The 22,253-nt window shown below is 73.7% G+C and carries 18 protein-coding genes and 3 tRNA genes; 5 read left to right on the forward strand and 16 right to left on the reverse strand.

Annotation, left to right across the window (positions count from 1 at the left end; translation table 11 throughout):
* Window positions 1-20: 20 nt before the first annotated feature.
* The 9 genes from ACA514_RS01065 to ACA514_RS01105 form a co-directional block, all read right to left on the reverse strand.
* Window positions 21-2,729 carry an alpha-mannosidase gene (locus ACA514_RS01065; protein WP_375039039.1) on the reverse strand — a complete coding sequence of 903 codons (2,709 nt, stop codon included), beginning with the start codon at window positions 2,727-2,729 and terminating at the stop codon, window positions 21-23.
* On the reverse strand, window positions 2,726-3,925 hold the full coding sequence (locus tag ACA514_RS01070; RefSeq protein ID WP_375039040.1) for a CehA/McbA family metallohydrolase: 1,200 nt from the start codon (window positions 3,923-3,925) through the stop codon (window positions 2,726-2,728). Before ACA514_RS01070 ends, ACA514_RS01065 begins: the two co-directional genes overlap by 4 nt.
* Entirely contained in the window at window positions 3,922-5,049 is a 1,128-nt protein-coding gene (locus ACA514_RS01075) for an ABC transporter ATP-binding protein (RefSeq protein WP_375039041.1), read from the reverse strand. Before ACA514_RS01075 ends, ACA514_RS01070 begins: the two co-directional genes overlap by 4 nt.
* Window positions 5,049-5,876 carry a carbohydrate ABC transporter permease gene (locus ACA514_RS01080; protein ID WP_375039042.1) on the reverse strand — a complete coding sequence of 276 codons (828 nt, stop codon included), beginning with the start codon at window positions 5,874-5,876 and terminating at the stop codon, window positions 5,049-5,051. The genes ACA514_RS01075 and ACA514_RS01080 overlap by 1 nt, the downstream gene beginning before the upstream one ends.
* Window positions 5,873-6,853: a carbohydrate ABC transporter permease gene (locus tag ACA514_RS01085; protein ID WP_375039043.1), complete on the reverse strand. Its 981-nt coding sequence runs from the start codon at window positions 6,851-6,853 to the stop codon at window positions 5,873-5,875. The genes ACA514_RS01080 and ACA514_RS01085 overlap by 4 nt, the downstream gene beginning before the upstream one ends.
* A complete protein-coding gene (locus ACA514_RS01090) occupies window positions 6,825-8,252 on the reverse strand; it encodes an extracellular solute-binding protein (protein WP_375039044.1) in 1,428 nt (475 codons plus the stop codon). Before ACA514_RS01090 ends, ACA514_RS01085 begins: the two co-directional genes overlap by 29 nt.
* An 80-nt stretch (window positions 8,253-8,332) precedes the next feature.
* Complete coding sequence (locus tag ACA514_RS01095; protein ID WP_375039045.1) at window positions 8,333-9,187, reverse strand: aminotransferase class IV; 855 nt, start codon at window positions 9,185-9,187, stop codon at window positions 8,333-8,335.
* Window positions 9,120-10,157 carry a chorismate-binding protein gene (locus ACA514_RS01100; protein WP_375039046.1) on the reverse strand — a complete coding sequence of 346 codons (1,038 nt, stop codon included), beginning with the start codon at window positions 10,155-10,157 and terminating at the stop codon, window positions 9,120-9,122. Before ACA514_RS01100 ends, ACA514_RS01095 begins: the two co-directional genes overlap by 68 nt.
* The gene (locus tag ACA514_RS01105; RefSeq protein ID WP_375039047.1) at window positions 10,154-10,855 is read right to left on the reverse strand and encodes an ArsR/SmtB family transcription factor; all 702 of its coding nucleotides are present in this window, start codon (window positions 10,853-10,855) and stop codon (window positions 10,154-10,156) included. The genes ACA514_RS01100 and ACA514_RS01105 overlap by 4 nt, the downstream gene beginning before the upstream one ends.
* Window positions 10,856-11,000: 145 nt before the next feature.
* On the opposite strand from ACA514_RS01105, the gene ACA514_RS01110 reads away from it, so the two are divergent.
* The 3 genes from ACA514_RS01110 to ACA514_RS01120 all read left to right on the forward strand — a co-directional run bounded on the left by ACA514_RS01110 (window position 11,001) and on the right by ACA514_RS01120 (window position 11,293).
* Window positions 11,001-11,072, forward strand: a tRNA-Gly gene (locus tag ACA514_RS01110).
* 40 nt (window positions 11,073-11,112) lie between these two features.
* Window positions 11,113-11,183: transfer RNA gene (locus ACA514_RS01115), tRNA-Cys, on the forward strand.
* A gap of 35 nt (window positions 11,184-11,218) precedes the next feature.
* A tRNA-Val gene (locus tag ACA514_RS01120) sits at window positions 11,219-11,293 on the forward strand.
* Window positions 11,294-11,359: 66 nt separating this feature from the next.
* On the opposite strand, the gene ACA514_RS01125 is transcribed toward ACA514_RS01120, so the two are convergent.
* The gene (locus ACA514_RS01125; protein WP_375039048.1) at window positions 11,360-11,989 is read right to left on the reverse strand and encodes a TetR/AcrR family transcriptional regulator; all 630 of its coding nucleotides are present in this window, start codon (window positions 11,987-11,989) and stop codon (window positions 11,360-11,362) included.
* A 146-nt stretch (window positions 11,990-12,135) separates the two neighbouring features.
* On the opposite strand from ACA514_RS01125, the gene ACA514_RS01130 reads away from it, so the two are divergent.
* Entirely contained in the window at window positions 12,136-12,933 is a 798-nt protein-coding gene (locus ACA514_RS01130; protein ID WP_375039049.1) for an alpha/beta fold hydrolase, read from the forward strand.
* A gap of 69 nt (window positions 12,934-13,002) precedes the next feature.
* Here ACA514_RS01130 and hpnH read toward each other — a convergent pair whose 3' ends face one another.
* The 6 genes from hpnH to hpnC are packed head-to-tail and all read right to left on the reverse strand — an operon-like array spanning window position 13,003 to window position 20,040.
* The gene (gene hpnH, locus ACA514_RS01135; protein ID WP_375039050.1) at window positions 13,003-14,007 is read right to left on the reverse strand and encodes an adenosyl-hopene transferase HpnH; all 1,005 of its coding nucleotides are present in this window, start codon (window positions 14,005-14,007) and stop codon (window positions 13,003-13,005) included.
* A gap of 52 nt (window positions 14,008-14,059) precedes the next feature.
* Window positions 14,060-15,925, reverse strand: a complete 1,866-nt coding sequence (shc, locus tag ACA514_RS01140) for a squalene--hopene cyclase (RefSeq protein ID WP_375039051.1) — start codon at window positions 15,923-15,925, stop codon at window positions 14,060-14,062.
* A gap of 51 nt (window positions 15,926-15,976) precedes the next feature.
* Window positions 15,977-16,987, reverse strand: coding sequence for a polyprenyl synthetase family protein (locus ACA514_RS01145; protein WP_375039052.1), 1,011 nt, complete (start codon window positions 16,985-16,987; stop codon window positions 15,977-15,979).
* Window positions 16,984-18,321, reverse strand: coding sequence for a hydroxysqualene dehydroxylase HpnE (hpnE, locus tag ACA514_RS01150; protein WP_375039053.1), 1,338 nt, complete (start codon window positions 18,319-18,321; stop codon window positions 16,984-16,986). The genes ACA514_RS01145 and hpnE overlap by 4 nt, the downstream gene beginning before the upstream one ends.
* On the reverse strand, window positions 18,318-19,181 hold the full coding sequence (gene hpnD / locus ACA514_RS01155) for a presqualene diphosphate synthase HpnD (protein ID WP_375039054.1): 864 nt from the start codon (window positions 19,179-19,181) through the stop codon (window positions 18,318-18,320). The genes hpnE and hpnD overlap by 4 nt, the downstream gene beginning before the upstream one ends.
* Window positions 19,150-20,040, reverse strand: a complete 891-nt coding sequence (hpnC, locus tag ACA514_RS01160; protein ID WP_375039055.1) for a squalene synthase HpnC — start codon at window positions 20,038-20,040, stop codon at window positions 19,150-19,152. Before hpnC ends, hpnD begins: the two co-directional genes overlap by 32 nt.
* A gap of 140 nt (window positions 20,041-20,180) precedes the next feature.
* Here hpnC and ACA514_RS01165 point away from each other — a divergent pair, with 140 nt between their 5' ends.
* Complete coding sequence (locus tag ACA514_RS01165; RefSeq protein WP_375039056.1) at window positions 20,181-22,220, forward strand: phosphatase PAP2 family protein; 2,040 nt, start codon at window positions 20,181-20,183, stop codon at window positions 22,218-22,220.
* Window positions 22,221-22,253: the final 33 nt, after the last annotated feature.

The raw sequence follows: 22,253 nt of genomic DNA on the forward strand, positions 1-22,253 counted from the left end.
CCGCGCCGTCGCCCGGGCGGCTATGCCGTGCGCAGGCGGACGGTCGCGATCTCCCAGGGGCGTAGCGCCAGCGTGGCCGTGCCGTCGTGCACGTCGAGCGGTAGGCCGGGGCGTCCGCGCGGGTCGGCGCGGGTGGCCTCGGTGAACGGCCCGCGCAGGACGGCGGTGGCGGGCTCGGTGCTCTGGGCGACCATCCGGGCCTCGATCCAGCCGTCGCCGCGGGGCCGCAGCGAGGTCGTGACGACGCCGGGGCCGGTGATCGAGAGGCCGTCCCGGGAGGGCGGGGCGGGCGCGCCGGCCGGGCCGTAGCCGGCGGCGGTGAGCAGGTCGTGGCGGTACCGCTCGGCGGCGTCGACGACGTCGTCGCCGGGCCGTGCGCCCGCGTACGGCATGATCGCCATCCCGACCGTCCGCTCGCCGCGGGACTGCGCGCCCGGCGTCGGCAGTTGCGGGCCGGCGGGCTGGTCGCGATAGGCGTTGCGGTCGCGCGACAGGTGGCCGATCGAGCGCATCAGGGTGAGGGCCATCTCGCGCCCGCCGCCGGTGACCTCGTACTCGGTGACGTGCTCCAGCAGGACGGCGAGCCCGCCCGCGGCGACGAACCCGTTCGCGGGATAGGTCGGCACCGGACGCTCCCCGAACCCGCCCTCGGCCGTCGGACCGCGCTCCACGACCGCGAACTGCCCTTCGGCGAACGACGACTCCGCCAGACGGGGCAGCGACACGTGCAGGCGCACGCGATGGTCGGCGCAGCGGTTGTCGAAGGTGACGCGCAGCCGCAGGAAGGGCTCGCCGGTGCGCAACTCGGCGCGGGTGACGACGGTGGCGTCCTCCTCCGCCGCGGACCGGGCGTCGCCCGCGAAGTCGCCGGACGCGGGCCAGCGGTAGGTCCGGACGATGTCGAGCGCGGCCACGAGCGGGCCGCTCCGGACGGGCTCGACCCGCACCGACACCGGGTCGCCGACGAGGCGGTCGGCGGCGGGCGGGGCGTAGTTGTAGGAGTCGCCGAGGTCGCCGCCGTCCACGATCCGTCCGATGCCCTCGATCACGCCGCCGCCAGGCGTCCGGAGGCCGATCGTGCCGTCGTCGCGGACCTCGGCGCGCAGCAGCCCGTTGTCGAGGACGTTCCCAACCGCGGTGACCGGGGTGTCAGGTGCGGCGGCCGGGCCGCCGGGGCGGACGGTCACGAGTCCCAGCGGCGGCGCCTCGACGAGCACGGCGACCTCGCGGCGCGGGTCGGCCAGGATCCGCACACGCCACTCCCCCTCGGCGCCACGCAGCGCCGCCCGCACGTCGCCGATGTCGAACGGGGTGTTCGCGCGGGCCGTCACGTGGAAGGTGAGGGTGCGGTCGTCCCGCGACACCGACCAGGCGCGGATCTCCTGCCCGAACAGGACCCGCCCGTACACCCGCTCCAGCAGGACGGGCAGGGCCGACGCGGGGTGGACGGCGTCGTCCAGCACGGTCGGCGCGGTCTCCAGAACCTGGACCGGCACCGGGCGCCCGTCGCCCGTCACCAGCCCCTCTTCGCCCTCGCCGGGGACGTCGAGGAACACCAGACCGGTCCGGACGTCCGGCGTCGGGTTGAAGACCAGGTGCGCGCCGAGCGGGACGGCGGCGGCGCGCTCGGCGGTGACCAGGTCGCAGACGGCCCGTCCGAGCTGCCCGGCCTCGGCCATCCGGGCGGCGACCTGCTCGGCGGTCTCGTCGCTGCCGCAGCCGGTGACCGAGTCGTGGCAGCTCACCTCGATGAGCCGCCGCCAGGCCAGGTCCAGGAACCGCTGCGCGTCGCCGGTGTACCAGAGCGCGGCGAGCGGCTCGGCGTACCGCTCGACGAGCCGCTCGGCACGTCCCATCAGCTGCTTCAGCCGGGGCCGCACCGAGATGACGCCGGGCAGGATGTTGGCGCGGGCGTGCGAGCGCAGCTCCCCCCGCACGCGCGGCAGGCCGTCGGTGGACGGGTCCTGGGCGGCGAAGTACCCGGCGAGGGTGTCCAGGCGCATGTCGGCGCCGGCGCCGCCGATCCGGTCGGCGAGGTCGGCGGCGGGCGCGGTGTGGTCCGCGCCGTACATCGCCAGCAGCGGGCCGCCGTCGGGATACCAGGGGCTCATCGCCTCGGCGAATCCGGCGGCGCGGCCGGGCAGCAGGGACGCGCCGTCCGCGAAGTCCTCGAACATCGACGCGGCGTTGCCGTAGCCACCCTCGGGCAGGTACTGGGTGCGGATCGCGGTGCCGTCGGGCGCCTCCCACGCGAACGACCGGGTCCGGACGCGATCGGGGACGCCGCGCCACACGCACGCGTGCTCGATCCCCGCGAGCTTCAGGATCTGCGGCGTCTGCGCGCAGTGCCCGAACTGGTCGGGCAGGTAGCCGACCATCATCGCCGCGCCCAGCTCCTCGGCGCGGCGCAACCCGAGCTCCAGGTTCCGGACGATGTTCTCGCCCGAGCACAGGAACTCGTCGTGCAGGATCTGCCAGGGCCCGACGGCCAGCCGCCCGTCCCGGACGAGCGCGGCGACGCGTTCGCGCCGCTCCGGGCGGATCTCCAGGTAGTCGTCGACGGCGGCCATCTGGCCGTCGAGGGTGAAGCGCCAGCGCGGGTCGGCCTCCATCCGGTCGACGACGCCGTCCATCAGCGACACCAGCCGCAGCCGGAACCGCTGGAACGGCAGGTACCACTCGCGGTCCCAGTGGGTGTGGGGCACGACGACGATCTCGGGGGCGTTCATCCGCACAGTGCGATCACCTCGTTCTCGTGGGACTCCAGGCGGTGCATCCCCGGCCCCTCCGCCGGGACCCGGACCTTGTCGCCCCGGACGGCGAGACGGCGCCCGTCCGGCCGGACGAGGACGGTGCCGTCGGCGTCCAGCGCGACCAGGTCGTCCTCGACGCGTAGCAGGACGGGTGCGTCCGGGCCCGCCGCGATCGCCACCCGCCCGGCTTCGAGCGCGTCGAGGACCCGGTCGCCCTCGGCGAGCGCCCAGGTGACGGGCTCGCCGAGGTTCTTGAACTGGCCGGGGTCGTGGAAGTCGCTGCCGCCGAGCGGGACGATCCCGGTCGGCCGCCAGAGGTCCGCCCAGGCCAGCGGGGCGCCCCAGCGCCGGTCCCACCAGGACGGATGCCAGATCTCGGCGAACCTCGGCCGCGACTCGGGCGGCAGCGGCCGGCGCCACGCGCAGTCGCCGCTGAGCGGATGGTTGATCGACATCAGCCCGCCGCGCGCCCGCGCGAACGCGGCCCAGTCGGCGCTCGGGCGGCGGAAGTCGACCCAGCCGGTGTCGCCGAACACGTTGGCGTGCCCGAGGTCGGTGGTGACCTCCTGGCCGGGCAGCAGCAGGACGCCCGCGTGCGCGCCGGCGGCGGGCAGTTCGGGATGGTGGCTGACGGTGTTGTGGTCGGTGACCGCGAGGTAGTCCAGGCCGCGCGACGCGGCGAGGCAGGCCAGCTCGTGGACGGTGAGCGTCCCGTCGCTGTGCACGGTGTGGGAGTGCAGGTCCCCGGCGAGCCACCGCATCCCGGACGGGGCGGGCAGGTCGCGGCGCGGTGGGCGTTCGGGACGCGGCGGCGGCGCCGGGACCTCCGGGCGCGGCGGCGGGGACGACGACGTGGTCACCGCGACCTCGTACGGGACGCCGTCGGGCGGGATCCGGTGCAGCCCGAGCCAGACGTGCCAGGTGCCCGGTTCCAGCTCGCCCGGCAGGTAGCCCGGGGTCGCCCAGCCGGCGGCGACCGTGTACTCGCGTCGCGCGCCGCCCGACCAGCCGCGGAACCCGCCGGGCCCGCCGCAGCCGAGGTCGATGACGCCGCCGTCGAACGACAGCTCCACCGTGATCGCCGCCGTCCCCGCCGGGACCTCGAACGGCAGTTCCCGCAGCCCCTGTTCGAGGCGGTCTTCCAGAGTCCATCTCCCCCGATGAACGGTCATCCGTTGTCCTTCCCTGTCGGGGCCATCCTCGGTTCCGGCACGTCGGACGCGTCCGCCGCGGTCACCAGTTCGCCGTCGCGGTACAGCAGGACGCGGCCGGGCCGGGGCAGCGCCCAGCCCTCGTCACCGGGTTCGGGCTCGCGCCCCTCCCCCACGACGACGTGCAACGGCTCGCCCTCCACGTCCAGCGTCACCAGGGCGCTGCCGCCCAGGTGCTCGACCACCGACACCCGCCCGGCGAACGCGCCGTCGGCCGGGCGGTCGCTGTAGTCGAGATACTCGGGTCGTACCCCGCAGACGATCTCCTCCCCCACCGGCATCCCGGCACGCGCCTCCTCCGGCAGGGGCAGGAGGGCGCCGGCCGCGCTGACGTGCTCGCCCTCGACGCGCCCGGGCAGCAGGTTCATGGGCGTGGAGCCGATGAACGACGCGACGAACAGGTTCGCGGGGCGCCGGAACACCTCGGTGGGCGTGCCGAGCTGCCGGATCCGCCCCTTCTCCATGACCGCGATGCGGTCGGCGAGCGCGAGCGCCTCCGCCTGGTCGTGGGTGACGAACACGGTGGTCACGGCCAGTTCCTTCTGCAGCCGCTTGAGGAACGTGCGGGCCTCCAGGCGCAGCCGGGCGTCGAGGTTGGACAGCGGCTCGTCCAGCAGGAAGATCCGCGGTTCGGCGACCAGGGCGCGGGCCAGCGCGACGCGCTGCTGCTGGCCGCCCGACAGCTCGCCGGGGCGCCGCCTCCCCAGCCCCTCCAGCCCCAGGTACTCGGCGGCCTCGGCGGCGCGCGCGTGCCGGTCGGCCTTGCTCCGCTTCTTGATCTTCAACGGATAGGCGATGTTGTCCAGGACGCTCATGTGCGGGAACAGCGCGTAGTCCTGGAACACCATGCCGACGTTGCGGCGGCCCGGCGGCAGCCGCGTCACGTCGGCGCCGCCGAGCGCGACCGTCCCGGAGGTCGCGGTCTCCAGCCCCGCGACGGTCCGCAGCAGCGTGGTCTTGCCGCAGCCGGACGGGCCGAGCAGCGCGAAGAACTCGCCGTCCGCCACGTCGAGGTCGAGCGCGTCCAGGGCCCGCACGCCGCCCGGATAGACCTTGGTCAGCTCCCGAATGGTGATGGCCGCCATCAGCGCTTGATCCCTCCGTGGAAGCGGAATCCGTACCGGCGGCTCACGAACAGGTACATGACGACGACCGGCAGGGAGTACAGCAGCGAGAACGTGGAGATCAGGGGCAGGTCGGGCTGCCCGCCCTCGGTGTAGAACGTGTACATGATCACGGACGCGGGCGCCTTGTCCGGGTTGCGCAGCAGCAGGAACGGCATCAGGAAGTCGCCCCACACCTGCGCGACCGTCCACACCCCGACCGTGGCGAGGCCGGGGCGGATCACCGGGACGACCACGTGCCGCAGGATCTGCAGCGGCGACGCCCCGAACACCCGCGCGGCCTCCTCGTAGGACGTCGGCGTGGAGTCCGTGAAGTCCTTGAGCAAGAAGATCGCCGCCGGCAGCAGCCCGCCGGTGAGCACGAGGATCACCCCGAGGCGCGAGTCGATCAGGTGCAGGTTGAAGGCCAGCAGGAAGATCGGCACCATCGCCGCCGTCCCGGTGATGATCGACGACAGCAGGAGCAGGACGTACAGCAGCGCGTCCCGGCCCGGCACCCGGACGCGGCTCAGCGCGTACGCCGCGAGCGCGGCGCAGACGACCACGAGCAGGGCCGTCCCGGCGGCGAGCAGCACCGAGTTGCGCAGCGATTCCAGCGCGTACGGGTTATCCATCAGGATCCTGAAGTTGTGCAAGGTGAAGTCGGGCAGGGACGCCGCGATGCCGGGGGTGGAGTCGAACGGGGTGAACGCGAGCCACAGCAGCGGCAGCGCGAAGAACCCGAGGACGGCCGACACGAACGTCGCCAGGCCGATCCTGCGCAGCGTCTCGCGGACGAGCGTGTTCACGCCGGCACCGCCTCTCGCGACGCGCGCTCCCGCGACTCGCGGCGGCCCCGCTCGCGCAGCGCCCGCAGGTAGACCAGCGCGATCCCCAGGTTGATCAGGATCATGACCAGCGAGATGGCGGCACCGAAGCCGAGCCGGCCGTCGCCGAGCGCGGTCCGGTACACGTACACCGACATGATCTCCGACCGCTTGTCCGGCCCGCCGGCCGTGATGAGGAACGGGGTGAAGTCGTTGAACGTCCACAGGCTGATCAGCAGCAGGCTGGTGAGGACGTGCCCGCGGATGCGCGGGAACACCGCGTCCCGCAGCGTCTGGAGCGTCGACGCGCCGGCCAGCCGGGCCGTCTCGAGATGCGACGGTGGAACGTTCCCGAGCGCGGCGCCGTACAGCATCATCGAGAACGCGGTGCCGTGCCAGACGTTGAACACGATCACGCACGCCATCGGATGGTCGATCAGCCAGGCCGTGCCGGGCGTGCCGAGCAGCGCGTTCAGCGTGCCGCCGTCGCGGTCCAGCAGCGCGATCCACAGGAAGGCGATCACCGAGCCGGGCAGAATCCACGCCAGCAGCACCAGCGCCTCGACGATCCGCCGGACGAACCCCTTCCGGTCGCGCATCACCCAGGCGATCGCGAACCCCAGCAGGGTCTGCCCGATCACCGCCGAGCCGAGCACGAACTGCAGCGTCAGCCACAGCGAGCGGTGGAAGTCGCCGTCGCCGAGCACGTCGCCGTAGTTCCGCGCGCCGACGAACTTCGGCTCGCTGGCGGCGATCCCGGTCAGCCGGTAGTCGGTCGTGCCGAGGTAGAGCGTCCAGAGCGCCGGGAAGACGAGGAACACCGCGACGAGGACCAGCGCGGGCGCGACGAACGCCGCCGCGCGCCCGCGTCCGAGCCCCGCCGCGTCCCCGCCCGCGGACGCCGCGGCGGAGCCGCCGCGGCGCGCCGCCTCACTGGGCGGAGACGTGAGAGGGGCCACCGACGATCCCTTCCAGCTTCTTGGTGTACTGCGCGGCGGCCTGGTCCGGGTTCTTGCCCGCCACGACCGCCGCCGTGGCCTCCTGCAGCGCCGTCGACACCTGCGGGTAGACCGACAGGCCCGGGCGGTAGGAGGTGACCGGCAGGACCTTCTCGGAGATGAACGTCAGCAGCGGGTCGCCGGCGAGGATCTGCTTGTTCACGTCCGTCCGGGAGGTGATCTCGGGCGTGCCCGCGGTTCGCGCCTTGACCATGTCCGCGGAGTTCATGAACTCCATGAACGCGAACGCCTGCTGCGGGTACTTGGTGTTCGGGTTCATCACGGTGAGCGGCCCGCCCGACATGCTCACGAACGACTGGCCGCGCACGCCCTTGCCCGGCGAGACCGCCGGGATCAACGCGAACCCGACGTCGGTGTCGCGGGTCCTCATCTTCGCGACGCCGTCCTTGGGGTTCAGCACGTCGCGCCAGAGGTAGTCGCCCTCCGCCAGGACGCCGATCTTGCCGGCGGCGAACTCCTCGAACGACTTGTCGCGGCCCTTCGCCTCCTCCTGGAGCTTCGGGTCGCCGAGCTTCTCGGAGCCGTAGATCTGCGCGTACAGGCCGAGGACGTTCTTCAGCGCCTGCCCGCCGCCGGTCCACCTGCCGTCCTGGTAGATCTGCGCGCCCGCGCCGGCCAGCAGGGGCAGCACGCCCTGCATGCTGGTCGCCTCGCCCATCGCGGTGCCCGCGTCCAGCTGGATCGGGGTCACGCCGGGGAGCCTCTTGAGCGCGCGGCCGGCCGCGATGACGTCCGGCCAGCTCTTCGGCTGCCAGTCGGCGGGCAGGCCCGCCTGCGCGAACAGCTTCTTGTTGAAGTAGAGCAGGCGCCCGTCGGTCCCGGACGGGATGCCGTACCTCTTCCCGTCGAACAGCGCCAGCTGCTGGACCGATCCGGCGATCTGCGACCAGCCGTCCCAGGCGTCCGCCGGGGGGCCCACGACCTCGCTGAGCGGCTTGATGTACCCGGCCTGGGCGAACTCGCCCACCCAGATGCCGTCGATGTCCATGATGTCGGCGCCGGACCGCGACTTCAGATCCAGCGCGAGCTTGGTCTTGTACGCCTCGTCGTCCACGCCCTGCCCGCGGAAGGTCACCTTCGCGGTGATCCCCTTGGCCTTCTCGGCGGCGACGAACCCCGGGATGACGGTCCGGGTGAGCCACTCGGCCTCGCCGGCGTTCTTACCACCCGCGATGGCGTTCCGGGTGATGGTGAGGGTGAAGCTCTTGGCGTCCTTGCCCCGATCCGGATCGGTCGAGGATCCGCCGCCGCCGCAGCTGGCGAGCGCCGCGCCCGCCAGCACGAGCGCGGCCGCCGCGCCGATCCGCCGTCTGGAGAAATCCCTACGGGAGCTGACCACGGGTGACCTCCTACAAGCGTCACCACTTAACGTCACCGAAGAACGCGATCACGTAAAGACCCAGCCGATCGCTTTCTCGATCAGGGGTCCATCAGTTCGGCGGCGCGGGCCGCGAACGCCTCCATCGCCTTGGCGGTGATCGGGCCCGGGGCCTCGGAAAGGGCGGTGCCGTCCACCGCCCGGATCGGCTGGATGTCGCGGGTCGTGGACGTCAGGAACGCCTCCTCCGCCCGGTACAGCTCCTCGAGCGGGACGTCCTCCTCCTCGCCGCCGCACCACTCCAGCACCAGCGCGCGCGTCACCCCGGCCAGGCAGCCCGACGCCAGCGGCGGCGTCACCAGCCGGCCGCCGCGGACGAGGAACACGTTGCTGCCGGTGCCCTCGCACAGGTTCCCCGCGAGGTTGCCGAAGATCGCCTCGCCGCCGCCGCGCTCCTTGGCGTAGGCGAGCGCCAGCACGTTGTCGGCGTAGGACGTCGTCTTCAGGCCGGCCAGCGCGCCCCGCTCGTTGCGCTGCCACGGCACCACGGTGACGCCGGCCGTGGCGGGGAACGGCGCCTGCTCGTCCACGATGATCGACACCGTCGGGCCCGCGTCGCCGCGGGCCGAGCCCAGCGGCCCCGGACCGCTCGTGAACGTGATCCGGATCCGCGCCAGCGGCCACTTCGGCGCCGCCGCCAGCACCTCCAGCACGCCCTGCGCGAGCGCGTCGTGGTCGGGCTCGGGCAGGCCGAGGCCCGCCGCGGAGGCCGCCAGCCGCCGCAGGTGCCGGGTCAGCGCGAACGGCTCGCCGTGCGCGGCCTTCACCGTCTCGAAGATCCCGTCGCCGACCAGCACGCCGTGGTCGAACACCGACACCACGGCCCGCTCAGGGTCGACCAGTTCCCCGTTCAGCCAGATCCTGGCCCGCCCGCCCCCGTGGGCCTGCGCCGTCACCCGAAGCCACCTCCAATAGCCGAGCCGCCTTCAGCTCGGTCTCGCGCCATTCGCGGAGCGGATCGGACCCCCACGTGATGCCGGCGCCCGTGCCGAAGCGCAGCAGGCCGTCCTCCGCCCAGAAGCTCCGGATGCCCACCGCGAGAGCGCCGCGCCGGGAGTCCGCGTCCACCCAGCCGACGGCCCCACAGTACGGGCCGCGGGGGACGGGTTCGAGTTCATCCAGCAGAGTCAGCGCACTCGACTTCGGCGCGCCCGTCACCGAACCGGGAGGAAACGTCGCGGCGAGCAGCTCCGGCCAGCCCGCGCCGCCCGCCAGCCGCGCCCGCACCGTCGACACCAGGTGGACGAGGCCGGGATGCTCCTCCAGCTCGCACAGGCCCGGCACCTCGACCGACCCCGTCGCCGCCACGCGGCCCAGGTCGTTGCGGACGAGGTCGACGATCATCACGTTCTCGGCGCGGTCCTTCGGCAGCAGGTCGGCCGCGGTCCGGCCGGTCCCCTTGATCGGGCGGGACTCCACCACGTCCCCGTCCCGCGCCAGGTACAGCTCCGGCGACGCCGACGCGACCTCCAGCCCCGGGATCCGCAGCGTCATCGCGTACGGCGCCGGATTCCCGCGCGCGAGACGCGCTCCGAGCCCGGCGATGTCCGCCCCGGCCGGCAGCTCCGCGGACAGCACCCGGCACAGGTTCGCCTGGTAGACGACCCCGTCCGCGATCTCCGCCCTGATCCGCTCGACTCCGGCGACGTACGCCGCCTCGTCCAGCGAGCTCTCCCACTCCCGCACGCCCGGCCAGGCGCCGCCGGGGTGAGGCGCCTCCCGGACGCGCTCGAACCGCGCGCACGTGACCTGTCCCTCGTAGGTGACCACGACCGCCCACCAGCCGCGCGAATCCAGCGCCGCCGGATCGCTCGTCACCTCCGCGAGCCCCGTGGCCAGCCGTCCGGCGGCGTAGGCGAAGCTCACACCAGCACGCACCCGAACGAATCGGCCAGGCCCTTCAGCCCGTCCTCCGTCACCGTCAGCGCGCGCCGCGTCGGCCCCCGCTCGAACCAGCCGAGCTCGATCATCCGGTCCGTCAGCGCCGCCCCCAGCGCCCCGTTCAGATGCGGGCGCCGCTCCGTCCAGTCCAGGCAGCGCCAGGCGAACCTGCGGCGCGTCCTGCGCAGCCCGGGCAGGTCCAGCCCCAGCGCGCCGAGCCGGTCCTCGCCCTTCTCGGTGACCTCGTACGCCTCCTCGCCGTCCCGCTCGATCATGCCGCCGTCCACCAGCGCCGCGAACAGCGCCACCCCCGCCTCACCGGCCAGGTGGTCGTAGCACGTGCGCGCCTCGTGCAGCCGCCGCGCGTCCCGCGACTGCCTCAGGCTGCGCACCTTGACCTGCGGGCTGATCCGCGACAGCGCCTCGATCACCTGCGCCACGTCGGCGTTCTGCAGCCGGTAGTAGCGGTGCCGGCCCTGCTTGACCACCGCGACGAACCCGCCGTCCAGCAGCCGCGCCAGATGCGCGCTCGCCGTCGGCGCGCTCACCCCCGCCGCCCGCGCCAGCTCCCCCGCCGCCAGCGGACGCCCGTCCAGCAGCGCCGTCAGCATCGCCGCGCGCGCCCGGTCGGCCAGCAGCGCCGCCACCGGGGCGATGTCCGAAGTAACGACAAGTTCCGCCATATCTCGACCCTATGCGCCGCATCCTTCGCCCGGCATCGAAGCGTCCCGGTCCGGCTCGCCGGGAAACCCGGTTTGGGGAACCGCCCGGGACGCGCTAATGTTTTCCCCGTCGCCGCAAGGGGCCGCAGGGCACCGGGCAGCGCAGGCGGAAGTGGCTCAGGGGTAGAGCATCACCTTGCCAAGGTGAGGGTCGCGGGTTCAAATCCCGTCTTCCGCTCTGAGGGGCCTTTCAGGCTGTGACCCAGAAGGTCTCTTCTGGTGGAGTGGCCGAGAGGCGAGGCAACGGCCTGCAAAGCCGTGTACACGGGTTCAAATCCCGTCTCCACCTCGACCGCCGTGTCTCCCCCCGGAGATCACGCGCACGGGCGATTAGCTCAGTGGGAGAGCGCTACCTTGACACGGTAGAGGTCACTGGTTCAATCCCAGTATCGCCCACCAGCAGGGAGTGGTGTGCCGCGCCGCGAGGCGCGGGCCGTCACTCCCTCTTCGCGTTCCCGACTCCTGTCACAGCGCCTGCGGGGGCTCTCCGGGGAGGTCGCCGGAGCCGGGGGCGCGCAGGCCGTCCAGGATGATGTGCAGGTTGCGGTCCCACTGCTCGTCGCCCGCGCGCAGGCCGAGCGTGTGCGGGCCGGTCGCCGCCGACACCAGCAGGAACGCCACGTCCGTCCAGCCGACGTCGGCGCGCACGGCTCCCGCCTCCTGCGCGCGCTCGACCAGCTTCCGAATGCGGTCGCGCAGGTCGGCGCGCGAGTGGTCGAGGACGTGGCCGAGCGCCTCGTTGATGTCGCACAGCTCGTTGCGGCCGCGGACGTACGACGCGGCGAACGCGCGGAACCCCTCCCACGGGTCGGCGGCGGCCAGGCACGCGTCGGCCGTCGCGGTGATCTCGCCGAGCAGCTCGTCCAGGACGGCCTTCAGCAGGTCCTCGAGCGAGCCGACGCGGCGGTAGAAGGTGCCGATCCCGACGCCCGCGCGGCGCGCGACGTCGTGCGCGGTGATCTGCGATCCGGCCTCGCGGGCGGCCTCGCGGGCGGCGGCCACCAGGCGTTCCACGTTGCGGCGGGCGTCGGCCCGGGGCCGGTGCCCGGTCCCGTCGTCCAGCAGCCGGTCCACCGCGGGCCAGGTCGCGTCCATGCCGCCAATCTAGCACCAAGCGGACGATCGCCCTCCAGTTAGGCGCGTTACTCGCTCGCCGGGAGCCGATCGGGGCCGGAACGATGAGTTCCGGGACGCGCGACGGTCTGAGGTGTGCAAGGTCGATCCGGATGAGGAGAGCGGCGATGAGCGATGCCGGCACGCTGACGGCGAGCGGGTACGCGCCCGTGAACGGGCTGCGGATGTACTACGAGGTGCACGGCGACCAGGACGGCGCGCAGCGGCCGCTGCTCCTGTTGCACGGGGGCGTCCTCACCATCGACCTGTCGTTCGCCGGCGTCCTGCCGGCCCTGGCCGCCACGCGGCAGGTGATCGCCGTCGAACTCCAGGGACACGGCCGGACGGCCGACATCGACCGCGACATGACCCTGGAGTACTTCGCCGAGGACGTGGTCGGCCTCCTCGACCATCTCGGGATCGACGTCGCCGACATGTGGGGGTTCAGCCTCGGCGGTCTCACGGCGCTGCAGACCGTCATCCGGTATCCGCGGCGGGTGGGACGGCTCGTGCTGGCCTCCGTCCACTACCGGCACGACGGCTACCACGACGAGATCCAGAACCCGGAGGCCCTGCAGACCGGCTCCACCCGCCTGCCGACACCGGCCGAGTTCCAGGAGATGCAGGAGGTCTACGTCCAGGTCGCACCCGACCCCGATCACTTCGAGGCGTTCACCGCGAAGCTCCAGGGGGTCTTCCAGGCGTGGAAGGGGTGGGAGCAGGACGACCTGCGCGCCATCCGGTCGCCGACCCTGCTGATGGTCGGCGACCACGACTTCGTCCGGCTGGAGCACGCGGTCGAGATGCACAACCTGATCGGAGGATCCCGGATCGCCGTCCTGCCGGGCACCACCCACAACGGCCTGATGCGCCGCACCGACCTCGTCCTGCCGATCGCGCGGGAGTTCTTCTCCGCCGCGGAGTGACCCGGCCGGCAACGTCTCCCCGACCGGTCATGGCGACTTCGCCATGACCGGCCCCTGGGTGAACAACCCTCAGTTCTCGCGGAGGGCGCGGAGGGACTCCTTCAGCGATCCGAGCGTCTTGAAGACCGCGGTCGGCTCGTAGCCGCAGTGCGCCATGCAGTTCGCGCAGCGCGGGTCGCGGCCCCGGCCGTAGGACTCCCAGTCGGTGTCGTCGAGCAGCTCCTGATAGGTCTTCGCGTAGCCGTCGGACATCAGGTAGCACGGGCGCTGCCAGCCGAACAGCGAGTAGGACGGGATCGCCCACGCCGTGCAGCCGAAGTCGGCCCGGCCTTCCAGGAAGTCCAGGAAGAGCGGCGAGTGGTTCAGCCGCCACCGCTTGCGGTTCCCGTCGGCGAACGCCTTCTTGAACAGCTCGCGCGTCTCCTGGACGCCGAGGAAGTGCTCCTGGTCGGGCGCCTTGTCGTAGGCGTACCCGGGCGAGAGCATCATCTCGTCCACCCGCAGGTCGTCGTTGAGGTAGTTCAGGACGTCGATGACGGTCTGCGGGGTGTCGGTGTTGAAGAACGTGGTGTTGGTGGTGACCCGGAAACCGCGTTCCTTGACCATCTTGACGGCGGCGACCGCGTCGTCGAACACGCCCTCCTTGCAGACCGACTCGTCGTGCCGCTCCTGCAGGCCGTCGATGTGCACGGTGAAGGCGAAGTACGGCGACGGCTTGAACTTGTCGAGCTTCTTCGGGATGAGCAGCGCGTTCGTGCACAGGAACACGAACTTCTTCATCTTCACCAGCTCGTCGACCAGCTCGCCGATCTGCGGGTGCATGAGCGGTTCGCCGCCCGCGATCGACACCATCGGGGCGCCGCACTCCTTGACGGCGGCGATGGCCTGCTCGACCGGCATGCGCCGCTTGAGCACGTCGGCGGGGTGCTGGATCTTGCCGCAGCCCGCGCACGCGAGGTTGCAGGCGAACAGCGGTTCGAGCTCCATGATGAGCGGGAACTTGTCCTTGCCGCGCACCTTGTTGCTCATGATGTGCGACGCGACGCGGACGCTCTGGCGCAGTGGCATCGGCATTACGGTCGAACCTCCTTCGGCAAGGTGAACTCGGTGGTCTCCACGACGCGGGTCACGCCGCCCGCCCGAGGTAGCGGCCGAGGGCGCTGATCGGGAACACCAGCCGGTACAGGTGGTAGTTGATGTAGAAGTCGCCGGGGAAGCCGGTGCCGGTGAAGTGGTCCTCGTCCCAGTTGCCGTCCGGGCGCTGGTTCTCGACGAGCCAGCGGACGCCGGCCTCCACCGCCGGCGAGCGCTCCCCGGCGGCGAGCAACGCCAGCAGCGCCCAGGCGGTCTGCGACGGGGTGGACGCGCCGCGCCCGATCCAGGACGGGTCGTCGTAGGAGCGCAGGTCCTCGCCCCAGCCGCCGTCGGTGTTCTGGTGGTGCTCCAGCCACGCCACGGCCCGGCGGATCGGCGGCTTCTCCGGGCGGACGCCCGCCGCGATGAGCGCGGGCACCACGCTTCCCGTGCCGTAGACGTGGTTGGCGCCCCAGCGGCCGAACCACGACCCGTCGGCCTCCTGCGCCTTCAGCAGCCACACGACGGCGCGCTTGGTGACGGGCGACTCCGCGTGGCCCTCCTTGGCGAGCGCCTCGACGACGTGCGCGGTGACGTCGGCCGACGGCGGGTCGATCACGGCGCCGAAGTCGCAGAACGGCAGCTTGGTGCACAGCTCGCGGGTGTTGTCGGCGTCGAAGGCGGCGAACCCGCCGTCCTTGGAGACCATTCCGGACATCCAGCGGACGGCCCGGTCGATCGGGCCGCGGGCCTCCGGCAGCCCGGAGCGGCGCAGCGCCAGGATCGCCTCGGCGGTGTCGTCGGTGTCGGGGTACAGGTCGTTGTCGAACTCGAACGCCCACCCGCCCGGCGACAGGTCCGGGCGGCGCACCGACCAGTCCCCCGGCCCGCGGATCTCCTCGTTCACGACCCAGCGGGCGGCGCGCAGCAGCGCCGGGTCGCCGGCGGGCGCGCCCGCGTCCGACAGCGCGTTCATCGCGAGCACGGTGTCCCAGACGGGCGACTGGCACGCCTCCAGCCGGCGGCCCTTCTCATCGTCGATCGTGAACCGGTCGAGCCCGGCGAGGCCGCGCTTCATCACCGGATGGTCGAGGTCGTAGCCGAGCAGGCTCAGCGCCATCAGCGAGTACACCCAGGGCGGCTGGATGCCGCCCCAGCAGCCGTCCGCCTCCTGCCGGGCCACGATCCACTCGGCCGCGCGGCGCAGGGCGGCGGTCCGCAGCGGCCGCACCGGGCGCTTCTCGTAGACGTGCAGGAAGCGGTCGAGGGTGTCGAACGCCCTGCCCCACCCGGTCGCCTCGCGGCCGGGGCGCCGGCCCGCGCGCAGCTCCGGCAGGTCGAACGGCAGCGACCGGACGGGCCGCAGCGACCCGAGGACGGTCAGCGGCACGATCGTCTGCCGCGCCCAGCAGGCCCAGTCGTAGACGTTCAGCGGGAACCGGCTCGGCAGGAACATCAGCTCGGGCGGCATGACGGGCAGGTCGTCCCAGGACCACTGGCCGAACAGCGCGAGCCAGATGCGGGTGAACACGCGGCTGCCCTCGATGCCGCCGGCCTCCCGCGCGTAGGCGGCGGCCCTGCGCATGTGCCCGGCCTCCGGCGGGTCCCCGGCCAGCCGCAGCGCGACGTACGCCTCGATCGTGGTGGACGGGTCCGGCGGGCCCCCGTGGAAGTTCGCCCAGGTCCCGTCGGCGCGCTGCTGCGAGCGGATCCAGCGCGCCGCCGCGGCGGTCTCGGCGTCGGTGCGGATGCCGAGGAACTGGCGCAGCAGCAGGTCCTCGGCGTCCATGGTGACGTTCGTCTCCAGCTCGGCCTTCCACCAGCCCTCGGCCGACTGCAGTCCGAGCAGGTGGCCGCGGGCGGCGTCGACCGCGGCCGCGGCCGCTCCGGTGAGTCCGGGGGCTTCCGTCGTGGTCATTCGGCATCCTGCTTTCTGGCGGGTCTCCGTTTTCTCGGTGGGATGGGTCGTTCAGTGGTCCCGGGAGGTGACGAACAGCGCGATGTCGCGGAACTCGGCGCGGACCGCGTCGTCCATCTCCACGTCGCCGACGTACTTGCCGGCCAGCGCGACGCGGCGGTCCGCCTCGGCCTCGGCCCAGGCGCGCCCGCCCGCGGCCTCGACGAGCCCCGCCATCTCCCGCAGGTCGTCCTCGGTGGGGTCCGCGGGCGCCGCGTACAGCTCGGCCAGCCGCGCGGACTCGGCGGTCCCGGCGGTCAGCGCGGCCACGACCGGCAGCGACTTCTTGCGGGCCCGCAGGTCCGACAGGACCGGCTTGCCGGTCGTCTCCGGGCTCCCCCAGATGCCGAGCAGGTCGTCCACCAGCTGGAACGCCAGGCCCATCTCCGTCCCGTACCCGGTGAGGGCGGTGACCAGCTCCGCGGGCGCCTCGCCGAGCATCGCGCCGATGGAGCAGGCGCAGGCCAGCAGCGCGCCGGTCTTGTCGGACGCCATCGTCAGGCATTCGTCGAGCGTGACGTCGGCGCGCGTCTCGAACCCCATGTCGAGGGCCTGGCCGGAGATGAGCCGCTGGGTGGCGGCGGTCAGCGCCTCCGCGGCCCAGTGCGCGCCCCGGGTGTGCTGCTCCAGCAGCAGCTCCTCCGACAGGGCGAGCAGCGCGTCGCCGGCCAGGATCGCGGCCGGCGCGCCGAACACGGTCCACGCGGCGGGGCGGTGCCGGCGGGTCCGGTCGCCGTCCATGATGTCGTCGTGCAGCAGCGAGAACGCGTGCACGAACTCCACCGCGACCGCGCCGGGCAGCGCGCTCTCCGGCGGCGCGCCCGCCGCCCGCGCCGACAGCAGCGCCAGCGCGGGGCGCAGCGCCTTGCCGCCCGCCACGGCGGGCCGGCCCTCGGCGTCGGTCCAGCCGAGGTGGTAGGCGATGACGCGGCGGTTCGCCGGGTCGAGGCGGTCCGCGCAGGCGCGCATCGCCTCCTCGGCGAGGGCGCGCCCGCCGGTGATCGAGGCCGGGACGGCGGTCATCGGCCGCTCACCCCGTCCAGGTGCCGCCGGACCAGCCGGGCGGCGGTCAGTCCACTGCGCACTGCCCCCTCCATGGTGTCGGGCCAGCCCGTGTCGGTCCACGCGCCGGCGAGGAAGACGCCCGGCAGCCGGGTCGCGGACGCGGGACGCAGCGCGCCGCTGCCGGGGCTCTGGCGGAACGTCGCGTGCCGTTCCCTGGTGACGAAGAAGTCGGTGACGCGGGCCCGCCGGGCGGCCGGGAACAGCCGCGCCAGCGCGGGCAGGAAGGCGGCGCGGACGTCGGCGGCGGGCGTGTCGATCCAGCCGTCGGCGGCCGACACCGACACCGCGAGGTACTGGCCGCGGCCGCCGGCGAGGCCGCTGATCTCGGTGCGGTCGAACACCCACTGCACCGGCGAGCCGATCGCGGCGGCGAACGGCAGGTCCATGACCGGCCGGTCGTAGACGACGTGCACGTTGATGATCGGGCTGGATCCGAGGCCCGCCCAGCGGTCCCGGTCCGGGCACGCCTGCGCCGGGACGAGCGGGGCCGCCGCGCGGTGCGGCACCGCGACGACGACGGCGTCCGCGGCGACCGGCTCGCCGTCCACCACGAGCTTGGGTCCGGCCTCGACCGCCGAGACCTTGGCCTTCAGGTGGACGCGGCCGCCCAGCCGTTCGATCCGCCGCGCCGCGATCCCGCCGTGCAGTTCGCCGAGCGGGACGGTCGGGACGCCGATGTCGGCGGCGTCGGCGCGGCCGAGCAGCCCCTCCTTGCACACCATCGCGGCGGGGCCCATCGCGGCGTCGTCCACGCCGATGTTGAGCGCCGAGATCAGGAACAGCTCCCACAGCGCGGTGCGGGCCCGCTCCCGCTGGCCGTGGGCGGCCAGCCAGCCGCCCATGCCGACGGCGTCGAGCGCCGGGTCCTGCGGGTCGAGGCCCTGCAGGGCCAGGGACGCGCGTACGGCGCGCAGCCGGTCGCCGGGCGACAGCAGCCGGTACCGGGCGAGCGCGGGCAGCAGGTGCAGCGGACCGGGCGCCTTGGCCCGGCGCAGCCTCCCGGACGTCCCGTCCGGGGTGAGGACGCGGATGTCGAGGCGGTCCTGGACGCGGACGCGGTCCTGCGCGCCGAGCCGCTCCAGCAGCCCGCGGTAGGCGGTGCAGCACTTCAGGAAGATGTGCTGGCCGTTGTCGACGGTCAGGCCGTCCCGGTCGAACGAATGGGTCGCGCCCCCGAGCCGGGGACGCGCTTCGTACAGGGTCGTCCGCACGCCCGATTCCTGGAGCGCCAGCGCGGCGCTGATCCCGGCCAGCCCGCCGCCGACGACGGCGACGTGCCCGCGCGGGCTCACCGCCGGATCCCGGTGAGCGCCGCGGCGGCGACGGCGGCCTTCTCCCGGGCCGGCAGCGACATGCGGGCCTGCAGCGCGGCCGCCGGGTCGGCGGTGATGCGCCGCAGCAGCCGCCGGTAGATGCCGGCCATGGTCCCCGTGCAGGCGGCGCTGCGCCGGTCGAGCATCGGCAGCAGCCGCAGGCCCGTCCCGTACCACTCCTGCGCGCGGGCCGCCTGGAACCGGACCAGCGCCGCCAGCTGCTCCGGCGGGTCGGTGAACCGGCCGGAGGCGTCCTGGTCCAGCGTGCAGCCGAACCTGGCGAGGTCCTTGGCCGGCAGGTAGATCCGGCCGCCGAGCCGGTCCTCGCGCACGTCCCGCAGGATGTTGGTCAGCTGCAGCGCGACGCCCAGCGCGTCCGCGCGCGCCCGGGCCGCGCGCGGGTCGCCGCGGGTGCCGAACACGCCGAGCGACAGCCGGCCGACCGAGCCGGCGACGCACCGGCAGTACCAGAGCAGGTCGTCGAAGGTGTCGTAGGCCGCGCCGCGGACGTCGGCCTCGCAGCCGTCGATCAGTTCGCCGAACGCCTCCAGCGGTACCGGCATCCGGCGCGCCGCGTCCGACAGGGCGGCCAGCACGGGGTCGTCCTGGTGGGCGTCCAGGTCGGCGAGCCGGTCGCGCTCGGCCGCCAGCGCGGCGAGCCGCGCATCGGGCGGCGCGTCGTTGTCGTCGCCGATGTCGTCGATCCGCCGGGCGAAGGCGTAGACGGCGCTCAGCGCGCGGCGCTTCGGCGGGGGCAGGAGTCGGATCCCGTACGAGAAGTTGCGTGCCTGCGACCGGACGACCTGTTCACAGTGCCGGTAGGCGCCGGCTGCGTCCATCCCCTCTCCTTCCCATCATCCGCGACCACTCGGCGAGCAGCCGCGCCTTCCCCGGGCGTGGCGGGCCTTCCAGGACGTCGTAGGAGCGGCGGTCCAGGGCGGCCAGGGCGGCGAATCCGCCCGCCGCGTATCCGGCGACCGCGAGGCGCGCGAACCCCGGAAGGCTCCGGACGAGCGGCGCGCCCTCCGAGAGCAGCCGTTCCGCCCTGCCCGCCTGGAGTGCGATGACACCGCGCAGGCGCGTCGGCGTCGCCGCGGCCCGGAAGTCCTCGTCGGTGCAGCCGAACCGGCGCAGGTCGTCCGCCGGCAGGTAGACCCGGCCGTCGCGGTGGTCCTCGCCGACGTCCTGGCAGTGCTCGATGATCTGCAGCGCGGAGCAGATCCGGTCGGAGAGCCGCAGCCGCGCCGGGGTGGCCGCGCCGAACACGTGCAGGACGATGTGGCCGACGGGATCGGCCGACAGCGTGCAGTACTCCATCAGCTCGTCGAACGAGCCGTAGCGGGTGACGACCTGGTCCCGGCGGTTCGCCAGCACTAGCCGCCGGAACGGCTCCGCGGGGATCCGGCACTCGTGGACCGTGCGGGCCAGCGCGCGCAGGACGGGGATCTCGGGGACGGCGCCCGCGTAGATCCGGTCGAGGTCGCGGTCCACGAGGTCGAGCAGGCCGGTGCGCTCATCCGGCGGCGCCTCGTCGCCGATGTCGTCGACGAGCCGGGCGTAGCCGTAGACGTCGAGCAGGTGCGCCCGGTGCCGGGCGGGCAGGAGCCGGGCGGCCACCGGGAAGTTCTCCCTGGCCTGCAGGCGGGTCCTGATCTGGCGTTCGTAGGTCTCGTTCCATAAGCGCTCGCTGATGGACATCGTTTCCTCGGGGGCGGCGCGCGGGGCGGGGCGGCGCTCTGCCGGTCGCAGTGGTCCCCATAACCCCGTTGATCGCCGGGTAAACGCGAAACCGATCATATATATGTGTATAGGCCAAGTTTTTGGGTTACTACTGGTTGGTGACCCCAGAAACCGACCCCTCCGGGCTGCTGGGCCGCCGCCCCCCGCTCGCTCGCGAACTCGCGTTCGGGCTCTCGCTCTTCGCCCTCTACGCCGTCGCCGCCGCCTTCCCGGTCGGCGACCGGCGCGCCGCGGCCGCCGACCACGGCCGGCGGATCCACGACCTCGAGCGGACGCTGCACATCACCGCCGAGCGGCCGCTCAACGACTGGCTCGCCTCGCACCGGACCGCCGCCGTCCTCGCGAACTACGAGTACGCCACCGTCTACCTCGTCAGCACGCTGTGGCTGCTGGCCTGGCTGTACCGCAGGCGCCCCGACCGCTACCGGGCCGCCCGCACCTCCTTCGCGCTGATCAACGTGATCGGCGCGGTCTGCTTCGCGTTATGGCCGGTCGCCCCGCCGCGCCTGGTGCCCGACCTCGGATACGTCGACACCGTCATGGCCCACGGCACCTGGGGGTCGTGGGGCAGCCCCGTCGTCGACCACGCCGACCGGCTGGCGGCCATGCCGTCGCTGCACGTCGCGTGGGCGCTGTGGGTCAGCGTCGAGCTCGCCCGGCTGCCGGTGCGCCGGTGGCTGCAGGCGGCGAGCCTGCTGCACGTCCTCGTGACGATCTACGTCATCATGGCGACCGCCAACCACTACCTGCTGGACGCGGCGGGAGCGGTCGTCGTGGTCTGGGTCGCCTCCCTCCTGACCGACCGCGACTCCGGCCGGCCGCGCGCACCGGTCGTCCCGCCCGAGGACGCGTTCTTCCTGGCCGTCGAGTCCGACCGGGTGCCGCAGCACGTCGGCGGGCTGATCTTCCTGGACGCGCCGGACGGGACCCCGAGCCGGGAGGACCTGATCGCGACGCTGCGGAGCCGCCAGGACGAACTGCCCCGGCTGCGCCAGCGGCTGTCGCCCCCGTCCAGGCTGCGGCGGCGCCGCTGGGTCGCGCAGCCGGTGGTCGACTGGGACTGGCACGTCCAGGAGACGACCCTGCCGGAACCCGGCGACGCCGCCCTCAACACGCTGGTTGGCGCGCTGCAGAGCGAGCCGCTGCCGCGCGACCGGCCGATGTGGCGGATGATCGCGGTGCGCGGCTACGCCCCCGACCAGGCCGCGGTGGTCTTCCTGATGCACCATGTCGTCGCCGACGGCATGGGAGTGATCACGCACGTGCTGCGGCTGCTGACGCCGCCGGACGCGCTGCCGGCCGCGGGCGCCGGGCCGTCCGCGACGCGCCGCGCCCTCGGCACCGTCGCCGGGATCGCGCAGCTGGCGACCGAGTCCCGGCAGCGGACCCGGCTGCCGTCGACCGGCACCGGGGAACGGGTCTTCGGCACCTTCCGGCTGCCGATGCCGGCGGTCCGCGACCTCGCCCGCGGGCACGGCGTCCGGGTGACGGACGTGGTGCTGTGCGCGCTGGCCGGCGGGCTGGGGCGGGTCGGCCCGCTCGCCGCCGACCCGGAGGGCGGCCGCGCCCTGCGGGTCGCGGTGCCGCTGATGACGGGCGGGCCCGAGGTGCCGCCCGAGGGCAACCACACCTCGGCGGTCATGGTGGACCTGCCGTGCGGGCCGATGCCGGAGGTCGAGCGGCTGCGCGCGCTGGCCGCCGCCACCCGCCGGCTGCGCTCCGGCACCCGGGCGCTGGCCTCGGCGTTCGTGATGCAGCGGGCCTCGCGGGCACTGCCGCCGGTGCTGCACGCGGCGTTCGCGCGGGCGGTGTACGGCGGCCGGACGTTCCAGGCGATCGCGACGAACCTGCCGGGGTCCAACACGCCGGCGCGGCTGGCCGGCGCGCCGATGGCCCTGGCGCACCCGATCGTCCCGACCGGGCCCGGCGCGCCGCTCGCGGTGGGCGCCCTCGGCTGGACCGGGATGCTGAACCTCGGGATCAGCGCGGAGGCGACCCTGGTGGACGACATCGACGCGCTCTGCCGGGCCATGCGGGACGTCATCGAGGAGCTCGGCACGGCCGACGCCTCGGAGCCGCCGGGGGCGGACGGCCTGCGCCAGGCGCGCCGGGGGCCCGGGCCGTCCGTGCGCGGATGAGGGTTTTGCGGCCGGGATGCCCGCACCTTCCCG

Origin of the sequence: Actinomadura sp. NTSP31 (assembly GCF_041951385.1) — a bacterium.
GTDB classification, from domain to species: Bacteria; Actinomycetota; Actinomycetes; order Streptosporangiales; family Streptosporangiaceae; genus Spirillospora; species Spirillospora napierensis.